The organism is Streptomyces sp. CO7, from assembly GCF_053474865.1.
The window spans coordinates 520,291-534,594 of the sequence record NZ_JBRIOU010000005.1 but is presented as its reverse complement, the minus strand read 5'-3'; the positions used below and the strand labels follow the sequence as shown (position 1 = coordinate 534,594).

General features: G+C 72.5%; 15 protein-coding genes. 5 read left to right on the top strand and 10 right to left on the bottom strand.

What is annotated here, in order from left to right; translation table 11 throughout:
• Positions 1-108: 108 nt before the first annotated feature.
• The gene (locus ACOV8S_RS20925) at positions 109-1,089 is read right to left on the bottom strand and encodes a VOC family protein (protein WP_448319336.1); all 981 of its coding nucleotides are present in this window, start codon (positions 1,087-1,089) and stop codon (positions 109-111) included.
• A gap of 76 nt (positions 1,090-1,165) precedes the next feature.
• Entirely contained in the window at positions 1,166-2,647 is a 1,482-nt protein-coding gene (locus tag ACOV8S_RS20920) for an aldehyde dehydrogenase (protein ID WP_448319335.1), read from the bottom strand.
• Positions 2,648-2,820: 173 nt separating this feature from the next.
• Between ACOV8S_RS20920 and ACOV8S_RS20915 the strand changes: the two genes are divergently transcribed.
• Complete coding sequence (locus ACOV8S_RS20915) at positions 2,821-3,279, top strand: VOC family protein (protein WP_448319333.1); 459 nt, start codon at positions 2,821-2,823, stop codon at positions 3,277-3,279.
• A 42-nt stretch (positions 3,280-3,321) separates the two neighbouring features.
• Here ACOV8S_RS20915 and ACOV8S_RS20910 read toward each other — a convergent pair whose 3' ends face one another.
• Positions 3,322-4,416 (bottom strand): barstar family protein, encoded by a 1,095-nt coding sequence (locus tag ACOV8S_RS20910; RefSeq protein ID WP_448319332.1) that lies wholly within the window; start codon positions 4,414-4,416, stop codon positions 3,322-3,324.
• A 128-nt stretch (positions 4,417-4,544) separates the two neighbouring features.
• Entirely contained in the window at positions 4,545-5,927 is a 1,383-nt protein-coding gene (locus ACOV8S_RS20905; protein WP_448319331.1) for a glycine--tRNA ligase, read from the bottom strand.
• A 240-nt stretch (positions 5,928-6,167) separates the two neighbouring features.
• Between ACOV8S_RS20905 and ACOV8S_RS20900 the strand changes: the two genes are divergently transcribed.
• Genes ACOV8S_RS20900 through ACOV8S_RS20885 form a run of 4 tightly spaced genes read left to right on the top strand, consistent with a single transcriptional unit; the run spans position 6,168 to position 9,490 of the window.
• Positions 6,168-7,238, top strand: a complete 1,071-nt coding sequence (locus ACOV8S_RS20900; RefSeq protein ID WP_448319330.1) for a metal ABC transporter substrate-binding protein — start codon at positions 6,168-6,170, stop codon at positions 7,236-7,238.
• Positions 7,235-8,038: a metal ABC transporter ATP-binding protein gene (locus ACOV8S_RS20895; RefSeq protein WP_448319328.1), complete on the top strand. Its 804-nt coding sequence runs from the start codon at positions 7,235-7,237 to the stop codon at positions 8,036-8,038. Before ACOV8S_RS20900 ends, ACOV8S_RS20895 begins: the two co-directional genes overlap by 4 nt.
• On the top strand, positions 8,038-9,015 hold the full coding sequence (locus ACOV8S_RS20890; RefSeq protein ID WP_448319326.1) for a metal ABC transporter permease: 978 nt from the start codon (positions 8,038-8,040) through the stop codon (positions 9,013-9,015). Before ACOV8S_RS20895 ends, ACOV8S_RS20890 begins: the two co-directional genes overlap by 1 nt.
• A 58-nt stretch (positions 9,016-9,073) precedes the next feature.
• The gene (locus ACOV8S_RS20885; protein ID WP_448319325.1) at positions 9,074-9,490 is read left to right on the top strand and encodes a Fur family transcriptional regulator; all 417 of its coding nucleotides are present in this window, start codon (positions 9,074-9,076) and stop codon (positions 9,488-9,490) included.
• Between the two features lie 210 nt (positions 9,491-9,700).
• Here the strand turns inward: ACOV8S_RS20885 and ACOV8S_RS20880 are convergent, their stop codons facing one another.
• The 6 genes from ACOV8S_RS20880 to ACOV8S_RS20855 form a co-directional block, all read right to left on the bottom strand.
• Complete coding sequence (locus tag ACOV8S_RS20880) at positions 9,701-10,063, bottom strand: hypothetical protein (protein WP_448319324.1); 363 nt, start codon at positions 10,061-10,063, stop codon at positions 9,701-9,703.
• Between the two features lie 62 nt (positions 10,064-10,125).
• On the bottom strand, positions 10,126-10,662 hold the full coding sequence (locus tag ACOV8S_RS20875; RefSeq protein ID WP_448319323.1) for a hypothetical protein: 537 nt from the start codon (positions 10,660-10,662) through the stop codon (positions 10,126-10,128).
• Positions 10,663-10,792: 130 nt separating this feature from the next.
• A complete protein-coding gene (locus tag ACOV8S_RS20870) occupies positions 10,793-11,275 on the bottom strand; it encodes a hypothetical protein (RefSeq protein WP_448319321.1) in 483 nt (160 codons plus the stop codon).
• Positions 11,272-12,123: an isoprenyl transferase gene (locus ACOV8S_RS20865; protein ID WP_448319320.1), complete on the bottom strand. Its 852-nt coding sequence runs from the start codon at positions 12,121-12,123 to the stop codon at positions 11,272-11,274. The genes ACOV8S_RS20870 and ACOV8S_RS20865 overlap by 4 nt, the downstream gene beginning before the upstream one ends.
• A 46-nt stretch (positions 12,124-12,169) precedes the next feature.
• Positions 12,170-12,916 (bottom strand): DNA repair protein RecO, encoded by a 747-nt coding sequence (recO, locus tag ACOV8S_RS20860; RefSeq protein WP_448319318.1) that lies wholly within the window; start codon positions 12,914-12,916, stop codon positions 12,170-12,172.
• 89 nt (positions 12,917-13,005) lie between these two features.
• Positions 13,006-14,088 (bottom strand): hypothetical protein, encoded by a 1,083-nt coding sequence (locus ACOV8S_RS20855; protein WP_448319317.1) that lies wholly within the window; start codon positions 14,086-14,088, stop codon positions 13,006-13,008.
• Between the last annotated feature and the right edge of the window lie 216 nt (positions 14,089-14,304).

The following is a 14,304-nucleotide window of genomic DNA, read 5'->3' as shown; positions in this document are numbered from 1 at the left end:
CGCGGGTGAGCTCGGCGCCGGGTACCTCGCCCTCGGCCAGGGCGGTGCCGACCACCCGGCCGATGGCGCCCCAGCCGACCACGCCGATCCGCAGCGGCGCGGCGGCGCTCACGCGGCCGCTCCGGAGGTCCGGTCCGCGGCGGGGGCGGGGACCGCGTCGACCGGCGCGGCCAGCGGCCCTGGATCGGGGACACCCGCCATGTGGCAGCGGATCTCCTTGCTGGGCGGCCCGGCGGTCCCCCACAGGTCGGACAGCTCGGGCACCCGGCGCCACACCTTGGCGATCCAGCGGTCCTCGACGATCTGCGCGACCTCGGAGGTGTACTCGCAGACCAGTCCGGCCGGGTCGGTGAAGTAGGAGAAGGTGTTGTCGCCCGGACCGTGGCGGCCGGGACCCCACTGCGGCGTGATGCCGTGGTGCCGCAGCCGGCCCAGGCCCCGCATGAAGTGGTCGACCGAGTCCATCTCGTAGGCGACGTGGTTCAGGGAGGTCCACTCGGCCTGGTTGAAGGCGATGCAGTGGTGGTCGCTGTTGACCCGCAGGAACGCCATCTGGTGCTCGGACCAGTCGGAGACCCGCATGCCGAGCACGTCGCAGTAGAAGGCGACGGCGGCGTCGATGTCGACGGTGTTCAGCACGGTGTGCGTGACGCCGACCGGCACCGCGGCCTGCCGCCCGCGCTCGGGCACCGCCTCCACCAGGGCGCTGATCTCGATCAGCCGCCCCTCCGGGTCGGTGAACCGCACGCCGTACCCGCCGCCGGCCTGCTCCAGCGGGCCGGGTCCGTGCACGGGGACGATGCCCCGGCCCAGCAGCCGGCGGGCGGCCTCGTCGACCTCGTCGCGGGAGCCCACGGCGAAGGCGACGCGGCCGAGGCCCACCCGGTCGGCGCGGGTCAGGCGCAGCACGTGGTGCTCGTCGCCGGTGCCCCGCAGCCAGGCGGCGTCCCGGTCGGCGTCGACCGTCTCCAGGCCCCAGACCTCGGCGTAGAAGTCGGCGGACTCGGTGAGCGTCGGGACGAAGAGCTCCACGGCGCGCAGCTTGCGCAGCCGCGCGACGGGGGGCCGCTGGAGGGCCGTCTCGGACATGCCGTCTCTCCTGAACGTCGAACGGGGCGTGGGGTTGGGGGTGGGGTCGGGTGTGGTGGCGCGGGAGGGCCGGGCCCTAGGAGGCCCAGGGCAGCGGGGCGGGATCGGTGCCGAAGTAGTGGGACTTCTGCCGCTGGTAGCCGCGCAGCCACGCGCGGCCCTTCTCGCTGCCGAGCCCGCTCTCCTTCCACCCGGTGAAGGGGGTGCTGGAGCTGAACTGCTTGTAAGTGTTGATCCAGACCGTGCCTGCCTCGATCCGGCGGGCGAGCCGCCAGGCGCGGGCCAGGTCGCGGGTCCAGATGCCGCAGGCCAGGCCGTAGACGGTGGAGTTGGCCTGGCGGACCAGGTCCTCCTCGTCGTCGAAGGGCAGGCAGACCAGCACCGGGCCGAAGATCTCCTCCTGGCAGGTCCGGGCGTCGGCGGGCAGGCCGTCGAGCACGGTGGGCAGGTAGTACGCGCCGCCGGCGTACTCCTCCCCCGAGGGCGCCGTCCCGCCGCACAGCACCCGGGCGCCCTCCTCGCGGGCCAGGTCCACGTAGGCGGCCACCTGGTCGCGGTGCCGGTGGTGCACCATGGGCGCCACCTGGGTCGCCGGGTCGGTGCCGGGTCCCACCCGCAACTTCGCCGTGCGGGCGACCAGTTCACCCACGAACTGGTCGTACAGGCTCCGGGCGACGAAGAGCCGCGAACCGGCGATGCAGGACTGGCCGCTGGAGGAGAAGATCCCGTACATCACGCCGGCCAGGGCCTGTTCGACGTCCGCGTCCTCCAGGACGACGGTGGGCGACTTGCCGCCCAGCTCCAGCGAGACCGGGATGAGCTTCTCGGCGGCGGCGTGCGCCACGGTCCGGCCGGTGGCGGTGCCGCCGGTGAAGGTGACCTTGCCGACCAGCGGGTGCCGGACGATCGCGTCCCCGACGACGCTGCCGCGGCCGGGCAGGACCGAGACCAGCCCCTGCGGCAGTCCGCTGCCGCTGATCAGCCGGCCCAGGGCCAGCGAGGTGAGCGGCGTCCAGTCGGCGGGCTTGAGCAGCACACCGTTGCCGGCCGCGAGGGCGGGGGCGATCTTCTGCGCGTCGGAGGCGATCGGCGAGTTCCACGGGGCGATGGCGCCGACCACGCCGATGGGCTCGTGGGTGGAGACGGTGACGTACGCGCCGCGCGAGGGGGTGAGGGCGTCCTCCGCCGTCTCCAGCAGCGCCGCCGCGTAGCGGAAGGTGCCGGCCGCGCTGGCCGCCAGCGCGGTGGTCTCCGCCAGGGTCTTGCCGGTGTCGGCGGTCTGGAGGGCCGCGAGCTTCCCGGCGTTCGCGTCGATCAGCTCGGCGATCCGGTGCAGGTGACGGGCCCGCAGGTGCGGCGCGAGGTCGCGCCAGGCGGGGTCCGCGGCGGCCCGGGCCGCACCCCGGGCCGCTTCGTCCACGTCCTCGGCGGAGGCGGCGTGCAGCGTGGTCAGCACCCGGCCGGTGGCGGGGTCCACCACCTCGGTGGGCGCGCCCGCCCCGGTCCGCCAGCGCCCGGCGATCAGCGCCTCGTCCGGCGGCAGCACCGTCTCGGTCATGGCTTCTCCTCCAGGGCGTTCCGCGTGGACGACCGGGCCTTTGAGGCCCTGATCACTTGGCACTAAAAAGCTAACCCCTTAAATATCTAGGCGCAAGGGTCCGGCGCCGGGCGAAAGCGTGGACCCTGGCCGGATCCGGCCGTGCCGAGCCGCTTTACGGGAAGAAGGCGGGAGTGACGAACTCATCCATGCAGATCAAGGCCGTGATCGTGGACGCCGCCGACCCCGAGCGGCTCGCCGGGTTCTGGTCCGAGGTGCTGGGCCGGCCGGTGGCGGGCCGCACGGGCCCCTATGTCTGGCTGGGCCGCCAGGGCGATCTCGTCGTCGGCTTCCAGCAGGCCGAGGCGCCCCGGCCGGGCAAGAACCGCGTCCACGTCGACATCGCCGCCCCCGATCCGGCCGCCGAGCAGCGGCGGATCGAGGCGCTCGGCGGACGCCGGCTGCACGAGTACGACGACGGCGGCTTTCTGGTGATGGCGGACCTGGAGGGCAACGAGTTCTGCGTCGTCCCGGACGGCCCGGACGTCCCGGACGGCCCGGACGTCCCGGACGGCCCGGACGGCTCCGTCGGCCTCGACGACGAGGGCCACGCGCACTACCTGGACCGGCGGGCCGACAGGGACGGTCACTGAACTCCCGTCCGTGACGCGCCAACTGCTCACGCGGACAGCGGCTCACGCCAGGGTGACGCGCATTCCGCCCTCGGCCAGGACGTCGAGGACCACGCCGAACAGGTCGTAGGGCCGGCCGTCCGGTGTCAGCGCGTGGGACAGGTGCTCGCGTGCCGTCGCGGCCTCGCGCCAGAGCAGGGTGGCGGGGGCGGTGTAGCCGAAGGCGCCGCGCAGGCAGTCGTCGAGGGCGTCCAGGCAGCCGCCGAAGTAGCCGCCCGGGCCGTTCACCGCCTCGCCGAGCGCCAGGTGGAGGCTCGGTGCGTCGGTGACGTGCCGGCCGTCGAGGACGTAGGCGTGACCGGCCGGCCGGTCACGGCGGGTGCGCAGGCAGGCGCGGTCCCGGACGAGGTCGAGCCAGGCTTGCCGGCGCCGGGTGTCGAGGCCGGCCCAGGCGCCCCGGGCGTTCGGCGGCCCGGCGAACCACCGCTCCCAGACGGGCCGGGCGTGCGCGGGAACGGGCGTGAACCGCTCCCCGTCGAGCTCGAGGTCGATCCGGTCCGTTCCGTCGGCCGCCGGGCGCCAGGCGCCGACTCTCGCCCACAGCAGGCGTTCGGTGAGCGGCTCACCGAGGTCGTCCCGCACCTCCAGGGCGGCCTGCTCCAGCTCCAGCGCCCGCCGGGTGCCCTTCGCCAGTGCCGCCCGCAGCCCCTCCCCCGGGACGAGCCCTCGCAGGACGAGCGGGAGCGCCGACCGCCCGGGCGGCAGGACGCGGGCGAACTCCCGGCAGGAGCCCAGCAGGCGACGCCCGTCGTGAACGTGCACTCGGCCCCTGTGCCCCTCGGGTGGGCCTTCGTAGTCGTCCAGGCCGGTCAGGACGAGACCGCCCGTCCCCCGCGGCCGGCTCACGCTCTCCGCGTCCTCCAGCAGCCAGGGACCCAGCGTTTCGTCGTCCGGGACCAGCCACACCCGGTCGCCGACCCACCCGCGCACCTCTGCCCGTGGATCCCAGCCGAACAGTTCGTAGGTCCCCCGCCCGGGCTCGCCGAAGAGCCCTTCCACCTCGGCGCAGACGCCCCAGGCGTGCCCGTGCTCGCCATCGGTCAGCGTGTACCGCGCGCGCCCACGACGCTCTTCGTCCTGCCGCACGCCGGAAGTCATGCCGGGAATCATGCCGGGACCGGGTTTCCACGGCGAGGGCGTTTCCGACGTGCACGCGGCCGGGCCCCGGCCCCACCCCCGGTGAGGGGGCGGGGCCGGGGCCCGGTGCGTGCGGCGGTTGAGGGTGCTCAGCAGCCGATCAGGCGCGAGGCGAGGTAGCCCTCGATCTGGTCGAGGGAGACACGCTCCTGCTTCATGGTGTCGCGCTCGCGGACGGTCACCGCGTTGTCGTCCAGGGTGTCGAAGTCGACGGTGACGCAGAACGGCGTGCCGATCTCGTCCTGGCGGCGGTAGCGGCGGCCGATGGCGCCCGCGTCGTCGAACTCGATGTTCCAGTGCTGGCGCAGCGCCTGGGCGAGACCCTTGGCCTTCGGGGACAGCTCCGGGTTGCGGGAGAGCGGGAGCACGGCGACCTTGACCGGCGCGAGGCGCGGGTCGAGGCGCAGCACGGTGCGCTTCTCCATCTTGCCCTTGGCGTTGGGCGCCTCGTCCTCGACGTAGGCGTCCAGCAGGAACGCCAGCATGGTGCGGCCGACACCGGCCGCCGGCTCGATGACGTAGGGGGTGTAGCGCTCGTTGGCCTCCTGGTCGTAGTAGACCAGGTCCTGGCCGGAGGCCTTGGAGTGCGCGGTGAGGTCGAAGTCGGTGCGGTTGGCGACGCCCTCGAGCTCGCCCCACTCGCTGCCGCCGAACTGGAAGCGGTACTCGATGTCGGCGGTGCGCTTGGAGTAGTGGGAGAGCTTCTCCTGCGGGTGCTCGTACCAGCGCATGTTCTCCTCACGGAGACCCAGGCCGGTGTACCAGCCCCAGCGCTGCTCCATCCAGTACTCCTGCCACTTCTCGTCCTCGCCCGGCTTGACGAAGAACTCCATCTCCATCTGCTCGAACTCGCGGGTGCGGAAGATGAAGTTGCCGGGCGTGATCTCGTTGCGGAAGGACTTGCCCATCTGCGCGATGCCGAACGGCGGCTTGCGGCGCGCGGAGGTCTGCACCTGGGCGTAGTTGGTGAAGATGCCCTGGGCCGTCTCGGGACGCAGGTAGGCGATGGAGCCGCTGTCCTGGGTCGGGCCGAGGTGGGTGGAGAGCATGCCGGAGAACTGCTTGGGCTCGGTGAACTGGCCCTTGACGCCGCAGTTGGGGCAGTTGATGTCGGCCAGGCCGTTCTCGGGGGCGCGGCCCTTCTTCTCCTCGAACGCCTCCTCCAGGTGGTCGGCGCGGAAGCGCTTGTGACAGGAGGTGCACTCGGTCAGCGGGTCCGAGAACGTGGCGACGTGACCGGAGGCGACCCAGACCTCGGAGGCGAGGATCACGGAGGAGTCGATACCGACGACGTCCTCGCGGGAGGTCACCATGTAGCGCCACCACTGGCGCTTGATGTTCTCCTTGAGCTCGACACCCAGGTGACCGTAGTCCCAGGCGGCGCGCTGACCGCCGTAGATCTCACTGCAGGGGAATACGAAGCCACGGCGCTTGCTCAGGCTGACGATGGTGTCGATCTTGTCGGCGGCCACGGTGCTCTCTTCATTACGACGACGGGCGGCGGCGAAGGACCGGCCGGCGGCTGCCGCACCGGCCCCTCGGAGCTTGCTATACAGCGAATGCCTCAGGTTACCGGCGGGGACTGCCCCCCGATCAAATCGGTTCCGCTCCCGGGACGCCAGGCGGGGACCGACACACCCCATCCGGCCCCTTCGCGCCGCTTTGACCTCCGTTGTTGACAACGGTTTCCATATTAGTTGAAAATGAGAGTCATGAACGTCCGACGACTCATATCCGCGACCGCCGCCGCCTCCGCCGTCGCCCTGGGGGCCACGGCCCTGACCGCGTGCTCCGGCGACGGCACGGCCTACGCCAAGAACACCGAGAAGTTCGATGTCGTCGCGTCGTTCTACCCGATGGCCTTCCTCGCCGAGGAGATCGGCGGGAAGAACGTCAACGTGACCACCCTGGTGAAGCCCGGCCAGGAGCCGCACGACCTGGAGATCACCGCCCGCCAGACCGCCTCCCTCACCGAGGCGGACGCGATCCTCTACCTCAAGGGCCTCCAGCCCGCCGTCGACGAGGCCGTCGCCCAGACCGAGGGCCCGCGGAAAATAGACGCCGCCTCCCTCACCGACCTGGAGAAGCACGGCGCCGAGGTCGACGGCCACGCCGAGGAGTCCTCCGACGCGCACGCGGACGAGCACGCGGACGAGCACGCCGAGGAGCACGCGGACGAGCACGCCGAGGAGCACGCGGACGAGCACTCCGAGGAGCCCGGCGGCGGGCACGAGGGTCACGGCCACTCCCACGAGCCCGGCGGCAAGGACCCGCACGTCTGGCTGGCCCCCGCCAAGTACGCCGAGGTCGCCGAGGGCGTCTCCAAGGCCTTCCAGAAGGCCGACCCCGAGCACGCGGCCCAGTACCGCGCGAACACCGAGGACCTGGTCAACCGCCTCGACGCGCTGGACAAGAAGTTCGAGGACGGCCTGAAGGACCGGAAGACCGACGTCTTCCTCACCAACCACTCCGCCTTCGGCTACCTCGCCGAGGCGTACGGCCTGATCGAGGAGTCCCTCACCGGCCTCGACCCCGAGTCGGAGCCCAGTGCCGCCCGGGTCAAGGAGCTCCAGCACATCGCGAAGGAGGACGGCGTCAGCACCGTCTTCTACGAGACCCTGGTCAGCGACCGCACGGCCCGCACCGTCGCGAAGGACGCCGGGCTGCGCACCGACGTGCTGGATCCGCTGGAGGGCATCACCGAGAAGTCCCGCGGCGACGACTACTTCCAGGTCATGGAGGCCAACCTGGCTGCCCTGCAGAAGGCGCTGGGGACCAAGTGACCCCGCCGGACTCCCCCACCCAGGAGGGCGCCGTGGACGAGCCCGTCATCTCCCTGCGCACGGTCCGCGCCGAGCTCGGCGCCAAACCCGTGCTCCGCGGCATCGACCTGACCGTGCGGCGCGGCGAGGTCGTGGCGCTGCTCGGAGCCAACGGCTCCGGCAAGTCGACCACGGTCCGCGCGGTCATCGGCCAGGTGCCGGTGGTCTCCGGCGAGATCGAGCTGTTCGGCGTCCCCCGCCGCCGCTTCCGGCAGTGGTCGCGGGTGGGCTACGTCCCGCAGCGCACCACCGCCGCCGGCGGGGTCCCCGCCACCGTGACCGAGGTGGTGGCCTCCGGGCGGCTGTCCCGGGCCCGCTTCGGCCTGCTCCGCAAGGCCGACCGCGAGGCGGTGCGGCACGCCCTGGAGCTGGTCGGTCTCGCCGACCGCGCCAAGGACCCGGTGGACGCCCTCTCCGGCGGCCAGCACCAGCGGGTGCTGATCGCCCGCGCCCTGGCCTCCGAGCCGGAGCTGCTGATCATGGACGAGCCGATGGCCGGCGTCGACCTCGCCAGCCAGGAGGTCCTCGCGGACACCCTGCGCGAGCAGGTCTCGCGCGGCGTCACCGTCCTGCTCGTCCTGCACGAGCTGGGCCCGCTGGAGCCGCTGATCGACCGCGCGGTGGTGCTGCGCGACGGCTGCGTGCTGCACGACGGCCCGCCGCCCAAGGCCCTGGGGCAGCACGCGCTGCCCGGCCACGACCACGTCCACCCGCACGACGACGAGAACGCCGACCACCTGCGCACGGGACTGCTGAGCTGATGGACCTCCTGAGCTACCCCTTCATGCAGCGAGCACTGCTCGCGGCCGTCCTGGTCGGTCTCACCGCCCCCGCCATCGGCGTGTACCTGGTACAGCGCCGCCAGGCCCTGATGGGCGACGGCATCGGCCACGTCGCCATGACCGGCGTCGGCCTCGGCTTCCTGCTGAACTCCTCCCCGGTCTGGGTCGCCGCCGGCGTCGCGGTGGCCGGCTCGGTACTGATGGAGCTGATCCGCTGGTACGGCCGCACCCGCGGCGACATCGCGCTGGCCATGCTGTTCTACGGCGGCATGGCGGGCGGCGTGCTGCTGACCGCGCTCGCCCCCGGCGGCAGCAACGCGAACCTGACCACCTACCTGTTCGGCTCGCTCACCACGGTGAGCGCCTCCGACGTCACCGCGATCTGCGTGCTCGCCGCCCTCGTGCTGCTCGTCACCCTGGGCCTGCGCCGCCAGCTGTTCGCGGTCAGCCAGGACGAGGAGTTCGCGCGGGTCACCGGGCTGCCGGTGCGCGCGCTCAACCTGCTGGTCGCGGTCACCGCGGCGGTCACCGTGACGGTCGCCATGCGGGTCGTCGGCCTGCTGCTGATCTCCGCGCTGATGGTCGTCCCGGTCGCCGCCGCGCAGCAGCTCGCGCGTTCCTTCGCCGCCACCTTCGCGATCGCGGTCGCCCTCGGCGTCACCGCCGCGCTGGGCGGCACGACCCTGTCCTTCTACAACGACGTGCCGCCGGGCGCGACCATCGTGCTGCTCGCGATCGGCGCGTTCGTGCTGCTCACGGTGGCCGCGACGCCGCTGGCCAGGCGCCGGGCGGCGGCCGAGGGGCGGCGGGCGGCAGCCGCGCGGGTGCCGGGGCCGCAGGACGAGGCCGAGTACGATCTCGCCCTCGCCGAGGGGACCTCCGGCGGTTCCCACACCGCGCCCTCGGCGGGCCCTTCGGGGAAGCCCTCCGGGCCCGCCGGACGGCCGGGACCCTGACCCCGCACCGCCGGGCTGGCACAATGGCCCGGCGACCCACGAATGTGAGGAGGCAACGGTGACGTCGACCGCCGGATCGCCCGTACGGGGCCGTTCCACCCGCCAGCGCGCCGCCGTGGCGGCCGCCCTGGACGAGGTCCAGGGTTTCCGCAGCGCGCAGGAGCTCCACGACATGCTGCGGCACCGGGGGGACTCCGTGGGCCTCACCACCGTCTACCGGACGCTGCAGTCCCTCGCCGACGCGGGGGAGGTGGACGTCCTGCGCACCTCCGAGGGCGAGTCCGTCTACCGCCGCTGCTCCAGTGAGGAGCACCATCACCACCTGGTCTGCCGCGGCTGCGGCAAGGCCGTCGAGGTCGAGGGACCGGCCGTCGAGCGCTGGGCCGACGCGATCGCCGCCGAACACGGCTTCGTCGACGTCGACCACACCGTCGAAATCTTCGGCACCTGCGCGAACTGCGCGGCGGCGGGGTAACGGGGGACCCCAGGGCTCACCGCACACCGGGGCTCCGCTGTGTCACGGCGCGTCGCCGCTCGCCCGACACAAGGGGGCTTCGCCGTGTCCGGCCGGGTCCCTACGAGGCGCATCCCGTGCCGGGAGGCGGCGCACCTGGAGGTCCTCACCAACTGGCCCACCTGTTCCTGGACCGCACACGAAGCCGGCAGGGCAAGGCACGATCACCGATCAGAAGCCCGGGGACGGAACGAAGCCGGGCCACCACGGGGGCACGCCGTGGGGGCAGTGCGGGCCGGGGGCGTCCCAGAAGACGGAGATCGCGCACCAGACGACCGCGATCGTCGTCACCACGAGGACACCCGCGTGGAGAGGGGGACGGTTCCCGAGCAGCGCGCCCACCGCGAACCAGTTCAGCAGCAGCAGTACCCAGAGACCGGGTATGAACAGGAACATCAGAAAGCCGCCGTTCGCGGCGTTGTTCACCCCCACGTCGCAGGCGTTCCAGTACCGGCCCAGCAGCATGGCCGTCAGCACCGCGGAGACCATCGTCACCGCCGCACCGAGACCCCCGTAGAACTTTCGGCCTTCCATCCACCCACCCCTTTTTCGTGAACTGCTGTCCGGCCAGGACGGGCCGTCAGTGCTCCGGCACGTCAGACGCGGGGAAGGTGCCGGTCGAGCAGGGCGCGGAGGCGGTCCAGCGCCGCCTGGTCGGACGCGCCGCGCTTGGCGATCCAGCCGCCCCGCCGCCCGCCGGGTTCCGGGCCGCAGAGGACGAACAGGTTGTCCGTCTCGATGTAGCCGCCGAACGCACCCCACGCCATGTGGGAGTCGAGGGTGGCGGTGACGGAACGGATGCCGTCCCCGTCGACGGTGACCGTGAAGGGCACGAGCATGCTCTCGATCGCCTTGGCCTGCCCGCGCGCCGACAGCACGGGCAGCAGGGCGCACACCACCGCCTCCACCAGCAGGAGCGAGCCGAAGGCCCCGTACGCGAGGGACCCGGTGGCCACCGCTGCGGCCGTCACCACGACGGCCAGGCCTCCCAGGGAGCCCCAGCCCGCCGGCCGGCAGAAGAAGCCGGTCAGGCCACGCCGCTTCCGCGTGAGCGTTCGCACCACCTCACGGACGTCCTGCCTGGTGCTCACGTACTCGAGCACCACGCTCTCGGGCAGCACGTCATGGCTCATGGTCGGGCCCCTCCCCTTCAGTCGATCAAGGAGCCGTGATCGTAGCCTCGGCCGCCGGAAGCCTGGCAAGGGGAGGAGCCGAGCACGGACCGCCATGCTCACCCGACGAGCTCACCCGGCGGAAGTCTGCTCACGCGACGAAAACCGGAGTGAGCCAGACCGACACCAGGTGGCCCGCGTCGAGGCCGAGGACGGTTCCGTCGGCGATCCGCACGAACGTGGCGCCGGAGGCACCGTTCAGGCGAACGGCGACCGTGCCGGAGGACGGGTCATGGGTGACGCGCCAGTCGTCTCCGGGCACGCCTTCGGAGATCCCGGGCTCGAAGGGCTCGTCCGACGAGACCACCACCCGGCCCGCCACGGACCGCGGGTGCCTGAGCTCCGCCACCACGCTCCGTACGTTCGGGAGGTACCCCCAGGCGAACAGCACTTCCCCGGACTCGATGTCGACCTCGAGCTGGAGCGTGCCGATCACCACACTCGTCACCCCCCGCGAGCCGAGTCTCGCGCCCAGCGCTTCCCCGTCCCGCGCACTGAAGGAGAACCCGTACTCGGACTCCGTGTACACGAGCACGCCCTCGAGCGGGGGCCCTTCCTGGACGGAGAACCTCATTGCGCGGACGGGGCGCCCTTCATCGCGGACTCCATCGCGAGGAGCTGCTCGTTCGGGACCGCCCCGCCGAAGCGGCGGTCGCGCTGCGCGTACTCCAGGCAGGCGCGCCACAGGTCGCGGCGGTCGAAGTCGGGCCACAGGACGTCCTGGAAGACCATCTCCGCGTAGGCGGACTGCCACAGCAGGTAGTTGGAGGTCCGCTGCTCGCCGCTGGGGCGCAGAAACAGGTCCACGTCCGGCATGTCCGGGTAGTACATGTACTTCGCGAAGGTCTTCTCGTTGACCTTGGACGGGTCGAGCCGGCCGGCCTTCACGTCCTCGGCGAGCGCCTGCGCCGCGTCGGCGATCTCCGCGCGGCCGCCGTAGTTCATGCAGAAGTACAGGGTCAGCTTGTCGTTGCCCTTGGTCTGCTCCTGGGCGATCTGCAGCTCCTTGGCGACCGAGCGCCACAGCTTCGGCATGCGGCCGACCCACCGGACCCGGATGCCCAGGGCGTCGAGCTGGTCACGGGTCTTGCGGATGAAGTCGCGGTTGAAGTTCATCAGGAACCGCACCTCGTCGGGCGAGCGCTTCCAGTTCTCGGTGGAGAACGCGTACAGCGACACCGACCCGACGCCCACCTCGATGGCGCCCTGGAGGACGTCGAGGACCCGCTCCGCGCCCACCTTGTGGCCCTCGGTGCGCGGCAGCCCGCGGTCCTTGGCCCAGCGGCCGTTGCCGTCCATGACGATCGCCACGTGCCCGGGCACCAGCTCGGACGGCAGCTTCGGCGCACGCGCCCCCGACGGGTGCGGCTCCGGCGCCGTGTACTCGCGGCGCTGCCGCCCCAGGAATCCGCCTACGGCCATGTTGTCCCAGCTCCTCGTCCTCGTGCCCCTGCAGTCTTGCGGGTGCCTACTTTTCCACGAACCTGAGCGACCGCAGACCCCGCTCCAGATGCCAGTGCAGGTAGGCGGCGACCAGCCCGCTGCCCTCGCGGACGTGCCGCGGCTCGGCGGCGTCCGCGGTCTCCCAGTCTCCCGCGAGCAGCGCGCCCAGCAGACCCAGGGCCTGGGCGGAGGGCACCACACTGCCCGGCATGCGGCAGTCGACGCAGACCGAGCCGCCGCCGGCCACGGAGAAGAACCGGTTGGGCCCCGGCATCCCGCACCGCGCGCAGTCGCCGAAGCTGGGCGCGTAGCCGTTGACGGCCAGCGAGCGCAGCAGGAAGGCGTCGAGGATCAGGTGCGGGGCGTGCTCCCCGCGGGCGAGGGTGCGCAGCGCGCCGACCAGCAGCAGGTACTGCTGCACGGCCTGCTCGCCCTCCTGCTCGGTGAACCGCTCGGCGGTCTCCAGCATGGCGGTGCCGGCGGTGTACCGGTCGTAGTCGGTCACGATCGTCCCGCCGTACGCGGCGATGGTCTCGCTCTGCGTGCACAGCGGCAGGGTGCGGCCGACCAGCTCGCTGCCGCGGGCGAAGAACTGCACGTCGACGTGGGAGAACGGCTCCAGCCGCGCTCCGAACTTCGACTTGGTGCGGCGCACCCCTCGGGCGACCGCGCGCACCCGGCCGTGGCCCCGGGTCAGCAGCGTGATGATGCGGTCCGCCTCGCCGAGCTTCTGGGTGCGCAGGACGACGCCGTCGTCCCGGAAGAGACTCATGGCCCCATTCTCCCGCACCCGCCGCCGGGCCCGTCAGGGCCGTGCGCCGCCGGGACGCCCCCTGCCCGTCGCCCCGTGCCTGTCGCCCCTCACACGTCGACCATCCACGCGCCGTCCTCCTCGTCGTCGACGCGGGTCTCCAGGTCGCGCAGGTTCATCCCGGCCTCCCACAGCTCGCGGAAGCGGCGCAGGCGCTGGCCGACGTGGTCGGGGCGGGCGATCAGGCGGGTCTTGACGTTGACGTCGCGCAGGTCCTGCTCGATCTCGAAGGAGACGCCCTCGTCGTAGAGGATGAAGTCGCTGGTGGTGCCCCGCTGAAGGTGGGGCGGGAGTTCCTGCATGACGGCGGCGCGCAGCTCGATGCCGAGCAGTTCCTGTTCCTCGCACAGCCGCAGCAGCTTGTCGTCGAGCATCTCGGCGGACTCCAGCAGGAAGAGCCGCTGCACGACCACGCCCCGCTCGATGGCCTCGCGCTGGGCCTGGAGGTAGCGGGAGGCGGGTTCGCTGTTCCAGAACTCCCGGTCCACCGAGGTGCTGGTGGCGAGGAGGGAGTGCTCGGTGGAGTGGGTGAGGGAGAGCATCCAGTCGTGGTTCTCCCCCGCGCACTCGGCGGTGAGGCTGTTGAGGTCGGCCATGTGCCGCACGACCCGCTCCAGCTCGGCGCGGGCGAAGGTCTGCAGGATGTCCGGGCCGGTGGTGAGCACCTCGGCGATGGCCCGCCGGGACTGCTCGGGGATCGAGTCGGAGGCGACCTGGCTGTCGACGCGGTGGACGACGGCCTCCACCGGGGCGCCGGTGCCCGAGGCGGTGGCCACCGGCCGGTTCCGGTCGGCGCCGCGGGCGGGGGCGGCCTGCCGCTCCAGGCTCTCGCGGACGGCGGCGGCCGTGCCGTCCAGCGCCTCACGGGTCTCGCGGGCCTGCCGGGCCTGCTCCTCGAGCTGCCGGGACAGCCCGGCCAGGTACTGGACGATCAGGGCGGTGGTGCCGCAGACGACGGCGAGCGCGATCCGCAGCAGCGGCGTCCCGTCGATGTCCAGGACGGCGGCGACGGCGAAGACCACGGCCGCCAGGGCCAGGCCCACTCCGGCCCGCCGCAGCCGCAGGGGCGTCGGGCCCACGCGACCGGTCTCTCGCGTGGTGTCGTCGGGCTGAGGTGACTGCGTGGTGCTCATCTCGCTGCTCCCCCCGTTGGGATGTCCGTCGGGATGTGCGTGGATCGGCTGTACGGGCGCGTCAGCTGTACCGGTGTCGGTGTCCGCTCAGGGAGCCATCACCGCCTCCTGGTGCAGCGCGGGGATCGCGTGCAGCGCGAGCTGGTCGCGGATGCGCCGGACGAGGGCCCGCCACTGGCGGGGGAAGCCGGGGCGTTCCTCCCGGGCGGCCCCGAG